Here is a 5982-nt window from a genome sequence, read left to right as displayed (position 1 = left end):
GCATCGGGACGGGGCCGCACGCGAGAGGAGCGAGACAGCTCTTCGGGCGGGCGCTGCACGCGGGAACCCTCCGCCGCGGGGCCCACGCGTGAGCGCTCCCGAGCCGGAGGCGCCTCTGGCTCCCCCGCGGGGGTCGCGGGCCGGGGCCGAGGTCCCCCCAGGCCCAGACGCGAGGGAGGAGGACCGATGCGGGCCCCCTCCGGGTCCGGTCGCCCGGGGCGGGATTCGGGGCCACCTGGCTCGCGACGAGCGACGGGCGCGCCAGGAGGCTCTCGGCGAGCACCCGCCGAGGTGCCTTCGCGACGCGGAGCACCCGGGGCCGGCGCAGCGGACGTGGGCTCACGGCGAGGAGGGATGCGATGGACCGCGGAGCCGTCCGAGGCACCATCCTTGGGACGCGCGACGCGCGACGGCTCGCGACTGGACATGGCGCCCGCGCTCCTCGCGGCCCGTTCGGCCATGAAGTCACGCCGCACCGCGGGCTCCGCCCCTGGAGGCCGGCGCGTGGCGGTGGCGGCCTTCGCCGGCTCGCGGGCCACGCCCGTCCCCTCTCGAGGCGCGGCGGCTGGTGCCTTCGCGGGCTCACGGGCCACGCCTGTCCCCTCTCGAGGCGCGGCGGCCTTCGCCGGCTCACGGGCCACGCCCGTCCCCTCTCGAGGCGCGGCGGCGGCTGCCTTCGCCGGCTCACGGGCCACGCCTGTTCCTTCTCGAGGCGCGGCGCCGGGCTCACGGGTCACTCCAGCGGGAGCTTCACGCGCGACGGAGGAAGCCGCGGCGGCCGCGGCCTTGCGTGCGCCAGGGGGCGGCGGAAGCACGGCGGACTGACGCGGCGGCGGAGGCGTCGCCAGACGCACGGGCCGCTCGATGAGGCCCCGGGTGGCGAGCCGCTCCAGGTCCATGACGATGTCGGTGCGGCCACCGTCTCCGCGCGCGGTGGGACGGATGCGCTCCTCGCGCACCCACTTCGCCACCAGGCTGCCGAACTCACCCCGGTACTTCTCCAGCATGCGCGCGGCGAACTCAGGGGACTGGGCCACGCACGCGCGCGCCAGCCGCTGGACTCCCGCGCTGCGGATGGAGCCCGCCGGGTTCTTCAGTCCGTCATGCAGCTCCAACTGCGCGCGCGCGTCCTCCTCGGGAAGCTTGCGCGGCGCATTGGCCGCCACGGACTTGCCGGCCAGGAGCTTCAGGTCCGGAGGCAGGGCCTCCAGCAGCGTCTCCCGCTCCGCGTCGGGAAGGCCCGCCAGGGCCGGGCCGAGCACGCGCGCGCCCAACCTGTCGCTCACCGTGAGCAGCTCTCGCTGCTGGAGCATGAGCACGTCGGAGAACTTGAAGCCCGCGGACTGCGAGGCGCTCGACTCCCGAGCCAGCGCCTCCTCCAGCTTCCACCGGACGATGTCCAATACTTGAGGCCGGACCTCGCGGGTCAGCTTCACGCGAGACGGCGGCAGGTGGACCCGCACCGCTTCCGCCATCGCGGAGGGCAGCGCGCGCAGCACCATCTCCATCAGCGCACCGCGCTCGCGCTGCAGCAGCGCGGCCAGGCGCTCCGGCTCCGCGCTCCACAACTGGCCGCGCCGGTCCTTCACCAGCCGCTTGATCTCCTGCACCAGCGCGGGGATGCGCTTGTCGCGAGGGATCTGCAGGATTTCCTGCGCGCGGTGGCGCAGCAGCTCACCTTCCTCCGTCGGGAGGTGCTCCATCGCCCCCAAGCTCTCCTGGCCGCCGAAGGTGACGGCGGTCAGGAGCAACATGCTCTGGCGCTTGTTGAGCGAGGTGAAGAACGAGTCCAAACGTCACCTCGCGGGCTTCCACGGACGCCCGCTGGGAGAAAGAAGGCGCCCCACCGGGAGGGGCGCGGAAGGCGTCAGGCCTCGGGCGGACGGACGCGGGGACGGGTGCCACGCGCCGCGGGGGCACCGCCGGGGGAGCGCATGAACGACCACCCCGTCAGGCCCATCATCGCGAGGATGAGCACGAAGGCGCCCACCAGCATGATCTTGAACTGGCTGGCGCTGGAGGCCGTCATCCGCAGGCCCAGCACGTCCTGCTGCCGGTTCTCGTCCGTCTTCTCCGCCTTGGGGCCCTGAGCCGCGGTCATCAGCACCGTCACCGCCTCCGGCCGCATCTCCGGCACGGCCGTGGCCACGAAGGCCTTCACGGCGGCGACCTCGATGGGCGCCTTGCCGCCCTCGACGATGCGGTACTTGATGAACACCGACGCGGACGGCAGCGGCTTGTTCTCCGGCTGCGTCAGGTCGTTGTTCTCCGGCACGCTGACGATGGCGCGTGCTTCCAACACGCCGTCAATCTGATTGAGCGCGTTGGAGACCTCGCCCGCCATGGCCTTGAGGAGCATGGCGCGCTCCTCCGTGGCGGTGGGCACCATGCTTCCCTTGGCGAAGTGCGACAGCCCCTTCTCCACGGGTCTGGGCAGCGAGTTGAGCTTGAGCAACTCCGCTGCCTCCGCGGCGTCCGTCTTGGGCACGGTGATCATGAACCGCACCTCGTTGCCGCCTTCCTCCTTCTCCTTCTTCGCGTTGATGCCGTTCTTGCTGAGTAGGACGTAGATTTCGTTGGCGTCCGCTTCACTCAGCTCATGTTGCAGCTCGATGTGACATCCCGTCACGAGCACGAGGGCGAGGAGCGGGGCGGCGAACGCTTGCGGTCGGCGAATCATGGGCACATTGAGCTTACTAGGGCCTCGGAAAACGCGGAAGGGCGCCCCCTCCAACTCGGAGAGGCCGCCCTTCATCCAAGCGCCACCGAGGACGGTGGACTGAATCAGACCTGCGTCTTGACGACGTCCTTGAGGCCGGTGGTGGCCTTCTCGACCACCTTGCTCGTCAGGTCCAACTGCTGGGTGTACTGGTACATGGACGCCTGGAGCGACAGCAGCTCGGCGTTGGAGAACTGCTTGCCGCTGGAGGCCTGGGAGATGATCTTCTCCAGGTTGCCCTGGCCCTTCTCCAGGTCGCCAATCACCTGCGACATCATGTCGGAGGCCTTGCCCGTCTTGCCCGTCTCCGTCTTGGCGGCGACAGGCTCCGCGGCCTTCGCGGAGACCGGCTGGGTGGCGGTGGCACTGACCTTGTTCAGGGCCGCCTTCTCCGTCTTGTTGACGGTCTCCACCTGGCGGACGGCGTCCGTCTTCTGGGTCGCCTGCGCCGCCTGGGCCTTGTTCACGCCCTGGGCCGCGTCCACCTGGCCGGCGCCCTGCGCCTTGTCAGCGAGAACTCCGTCGAACTTCGACGCTCCCGCCTTGTTCGTCTGCTGGACGCCCTGATCCTGCAGCTTTTGCTGCGCCACCTGCGCCGCGGAGATGCCCGCCATCGGACCCGCCATGTGACAGCCTCCTTGCATCCGTCGAGGTAGGGGGAAGTTCCTCCTCCTCGTTCAAGAGTTCCTTGAGGCGGTCGATGGCGCGCGCATGAAGCCGCGACGCCCAGCTCTTCGACTGCCCGATTTCCGACCCCGCCTCTTCCAGCGTCCTGCCCTGGAAGTAGTACCCCTGAAGAAGCTTGCGCTCCTTCTCCGGGAGCTTCTCTATCGCCGCCCGCACCCGCGTCTTCAGCTGCTCCTGCTCCAGCCGGACATCCACCGGCAGCGACTCGTCGGTGTACCCGCCGTTGTCGGCCCCCTCCAGACTGGAGGCGAACACCATCGCCAGACCCTGCACCGCATCCGAGATGTCACTGACATCATCGTCGAACGAGCTGCCCCGGTTGCTTGAGCCCGACTCCCGGTCCGACAAATTGCCGAGATACGCCGCCGCCCGCTCGCCCACATACGCGTTGCGGGCGTCAGAACCCCTCAACACCCCCATCTTCCTCAAACCGTCGAAGATGGCGCCCTTGATGCGGTAGTGGGCAAAGGTGAGGAAGTTGGCTCCCACCTTCGGGTCGAATCGTTCAGCGGCCTCCAGCAGTCCAATCTGTCCGTACGCCACCAGCTCATCCAGCTCCAGCTGGGCGTTGAACTGCTTGCGCACGGTCGCCGCGAGCGACCGAACGTAGGGGCCGTACTTGGTGAGAATGGCCTTCCTGTCTTCGCCCAGTGGCAAGCGCTGCTCACTCGGCCTTGGACCACAGCCGCTCGAGTACCTGGTTCAGCCTCGGGTCATCCTGCAGTGCGTCCGCGATCTTCGTGGTGAGGGAGGAGGACTTCATGCGCAGCTTCTCCTTCAGGACTTCGGCGACCAACGCCCGGGTCGCCTCTTCCTTGCTCTTGAAGCCCCCGTTCTTCAATCCGCGGGCGATGGCCATCGCCTGCGCGGCGACCGGATCCGCGGCCTGGGGGCCCTGGACGTTGCTGGAGCCTACCAGACCCGAAACGCCGACGAGAGACTCCGCCTTGTCCACCCGGGCGCCAAAGGCCGTGCCACCCGTGGGCGCCGCGGACGACGCCCCCTTCGCGCCGCCGGCGCGCCCCTTCCCACCACCGCGTCCAACGCCACCGACAGCCATGGGCGAAGCTCCCCTCCTGCCTCTACTTCTTCGCGGGAGGCAGGACTCCCGCTTCCTTCGCCTGGAGGAGCGCCTGCGCAAGACGGGCCCCGTCACCTTCGGGCTCCAGGTCGATGGCGGCCTTCAGCTCCTTGAGCGCCTCCGGCACCTTGCCGAGGAACAGGAGCGCCTCTCCCACATGCGCGCGCGGCAGGGATGCCTGCGGCGCCAGGCGCTGCGCGGAGCGGTAGGCCTGCAGCGCCTTGTCGTGACGGCCCTGCGCGAACTCCACCGCGCCCAGCCCCAGCTGCGGAACCTCGCTCCTGGGCATCAGCGCCGCGGCGCCGGAGAAGATCTCCTTCGCCTTGTCGAACTGCCCCATGTCCAGCCACAGATAGCCGGCCTCCAGCAACACCATGGCCTGCTGGCGCCCCAAGGGGACCAGGCTGTTCGAGATCTCCGAGACGCTCTCCGCCATGGACTTCGCTCTTCCTTTCCTGGCCCGGGTTGGAGGGAAGCGGCGCCGCTCCCCTCCCCTCCGGGCTCGCGCCCGCCACGCCCCGAGGGCTTAGCGGACGTTGCTGATGGAGTTCTTGATGCAATCGTGCCGCGACTTCATCACGTTGGAAATAGCCGTGAAGGTCTGCGACTCCTGCTGGATGGCCGCCTGCAGGTTCAGCAGCTTGGAGTTCTCCGCCGCCATCTGGTTCAGCGAGAAGTTGCCGCCGACAGTGTCCGACGTGCTGGTGCCCAGCGCGCCAGTGCCCGGACCCGCGACACCACCACCGACGCCACCCGCCACGCCGCTGATGCCGGCCGCGACGCCGCCACCCATCGACGGGGCCACCGTGCCGCCGCCCATGCCGACCGCGGTGCTCATCACGCCCGCGTAGGGCGCGCTGCCAGAGCCCGCGTTGTTGGACAGGGTGTGAACCGAGGAGACCGCCGCGGACACAATCTGACCGCCCGGAATCATGCCGGCCACCGCGCCGACGCCCGTGCCCACCGCGCCCGCCGCGCTGTTCAGGCCGTTCTGAAGCCGAGCGCCGAAGCCCGTGTTCGGGGTCTGGCGCGCCGTCGTGACGTTGGTCGAGAGCCGGACGCCGGGACCCATCATGTTGTCGATCTTCGCCATTTCATCCTCCAGGCGCTGCGAGAAGTAGACAGAGCTCCCGGATGATCCAGTGCTCTTTCCCTGATTATCGGCCCAGCCCTCCGCCAGTTGCCTGTCCGTGGCGAAAAACCGCGATTCAACGGGAAAACCCCGTCATTTCCGACCCTTGGAACCCTTCGCCTCGGCGATCAGCCGCTCGCGGGTATCCACCAACAATTCCAGCAGCTGCTCGGCGTGGGTCAGCGCGGCCTGGGCCTTCTTGCCCGCGTCCACCTTGGGCCCCTTGAGGGCGGCCAGGCCGTCCTTCAGCGGGTCGAACAGCGCCCGGACGTCCTCCGCGGGGGTCGCCTCGAGCAGCGACTCGATTGCGGGGTACGAGGGCACAGGGAGCTCCTGGGACGGGGAGGGAGCGGAGGGCTTGGC

At 69.5% G+C, this 5982-nt stretch carries 8 protein-coding genes; all 8 read right to left on the bottom strand.

Going from position 1 to position 5982, the window contains the following annotated elements:
* A partial coding sequence (locus FJV41_RS47485) for a hypothetical protein (protein ID WP_141649241.1) occupies positions 1-1793 on the bottom strand: 1793 nt, incomplete at its 3' end.
* 74 nt (positions 1794-1867) lie between these two features.
* Positions 1868-2680: a type III secretion protein gene (locus tag FJV41_RS47480; RefSeq protein WP_141649240.1), complete on the bottom strand. Its 813-nt coding sequence runs from the start codon at positions 2678-2680 to the stop codon at positions 1868-1870.
* Positions 2681-2784: 104 nt separating this feature from the next.
* Positions 2785-3345 (bottom strand): EscF/YscF/HrpA family type III secretion system needle major subunit, encoded by a 561-nt coding sequence (locus tag FJV41_RS47475; protein ID WP_246137878.1) that lies wholly within the window; start codon positions 3343-3345, stop codon positions 2785-2787.
* Entirely contained in the window at positions 3227-4063 is an 837-nt protein-coding gene (locus FJV41_RS47470; protein WP_141649239.1) for a sigma-70 family RNA polymerase sigma factor, read from the bottom strand. The genes FJV41_RS47475 and FJV41_RS47470 overlap by 119 nt, the downstream gene beginning before the upstream one ends.
* A gap of 7 nt (positions 4064-4070) precedes the next feature.
* The gene (locus FJV41_RS47465) at positions 4071-4466 is read right to left on the bottom strand and encodes a hypothetical protein (protein WP_141649238.1); all 396 of its coding nucleotides are present in this window, start codon (positions 4464-4466) and stop codon (positions 4071-4073) included.
* Between the two features lie 22 nt (positions 4467-4488).
* Positions 4489-4923 (bottom strand): tetratricopeptide repeat protein, encoded by a 435-nt coding sequence (locus tag FJV41_RS47460; RefSeq protein ID WP_141649237.1) that lies wholly within the window; start codon positions 4921-4923, stop codon positions 4489-4491.
* 90 nt (positions 4924-5013) lie between these two features.
* The gene (locus tag FJV41_RS47455; protein WP_141649236.1) at positions 5014-5580 is read right to left on the bottom strand and encodes a hypothetical protein; all 567 of its coding nucleotides are present in this window, start codon (positions 5578-5580) and stop codon (positions 5014-5016) included.
* A gap of 132 nt (positions 5581-5712) precedes the next feature.
* Positions 5713-5982 (bottom strand): hypothetical protein (locus FJV41_RS47450; protein WP_141649235.1); only part of this gene is annotated, 270 nt, incomplete at its 5' end.

This window comes from Myxococcus llanfairpwllgwyngyllgogerychwyrndrobwllllantysiliogogogochensis, from assembly GCF_006636215.1.
Classification (GTDB): Bacteria; Myxococcota; Myxococcia; order Myxococcales; family Myxococcaceae; genus Myxococcus; species Myxococcus llanfairpwllgwyngyllgogerychwyrndrobwllllantysiliogogogochensis.
Note: the sequence above shows the minus strand (reverse complement) of the source record. Positions and strands in the feature narration are given on the sequence as shown.

Bases quoted from the DNA above. Each gene is read 5' to 3' on its own strand.
- FJV41_RS47480 (WP_141649240.1), bottom strand. From the start codon at position 2,680: ATGATTCGCCGACCGCAAGCGTTCGCCGCCCCGCTCCTCGCCCTCGTG.
- FJV41_RS47475 (WP_246137878.1), bottom strand. From the start codon at position 3,345: ATGGCGGGTCCGATGGCGGGCATCTCCGCGGCGCAGGTGGCGCAGCAA.
- FJV41_RS47465 (WP_141649238.1), bottom strand. From the start codon at position 4,466: ATGGCTGTCGGTGGCGTTGGACGCGGTGGTGGGAAGGGGCGCGCCGGC.
- FJV41_RS47460 (WP_141649237.1), bottom strand. From the start codon at position 4,923: ATGGCGGAGAGCGTCTCGGAGATCTCGAACAGCCTGGTCCCCTTGGGG.
- FJV41_RS47455 (WP_141649236.1), bottom strand. From the start codon at position 5,580: ATGGCGAAGATCGACAACATGATGGGTCCCGGCGTCCGGCTCTCGACC.